The 844-nt window shown below is 44.7% G+C and carries 2 pseudogenes; both read right to left on the bottom strand.

Going from position 1 to position 844, the window contains the following annotated elements:
- Window positions 1-377 (bottom strand): annotated as a pseudogene (locus tag R7040_RS25565) (mechanosensitive ion channel protein MscS); the annotation flags it as partial.
- 238 nt (window positions 378-615) lie between these two features.
- A pseudogene (locus tag R7040_RS25560) lies at window positions 616-844 on the bottom strand (YcgN family cysteine cluster protein); the annotation flags it as partial.

Below are 844 nucleotides of genomic sequence, written 5' to 3'. Positions count from 1 at the left end.
TCTTTGGTTTTGGTCGTCAGATAATCGGTCGCGTCTTTTGAATACTTTTCCTGCGTTTTGACGAGCTTAATCAGCTTGTCACGAGGGATGGACTCACGCTCAATCGCGGACGCTAATTGATTTCTCAACTCTTCATTTTTTTGGAAAAGTTGTAGCTGAAGCGCATCACGCTCATCACCTGCCGTTTGAGATAGGCTTTGCGATAAATCAACAATGTCGATGTTCAAGCTATCTATAGAAGCTTCTGCTTCAGAGATAATAGGAGGCTCTGTGCTTTCTGTGGCTTGCACAAAAATAGGGGTCATCATCGCGATGAATAAAGCGAATATCGCTACCCAAGGTGTCTGGCGATTTTTCAGGGGGAAATGAAACGTCATTTTTACCTCGTAGGAAACGAATCCCGATCGGAGCGATCAAGAATCGGAATGTAAAGCCTTGAAATGATATGCCCTAAGTTTACATCACTAAATTGCAAACCGAGCAGCATTTAGTTAATTAAGCGTCAGAGTTCAACAATGACCGTCGTTTTGTCATCACTTATGAGAATCCGGTCTTTTATTGACCCTAAAAGCAAACAAGCCTTTCACTGTTGGTAAAAGGCTTGTTTCAATTTGGCTATGGGCGATTTGGGTGATTCAAAATGTGGTCTTCCCAATCCACCACATCAATTTCGTACACCACTTTGTTGCGGACACTTTCGCCCGCCGCGTGCATTGCGGATTTCGAGCCCGTAATCAACGGGTGCCATTCTGGTAATGGCTGATTTTCGGCTAACAGACGGTAAGCACACGTGTGCGGTAACCAAGTGAAATCGTCGATGTCTTCGCGTGTCAGCTTGGTGCAT

It is taken from the genome of Vibrio sp. 1069, from assembly GCF_033340555.1.
The sequence above is the reverse complement of the archived record's forward strand: the minus strand, read 5'-3'. Positions and strand labels throughout refer to the sequence as shown.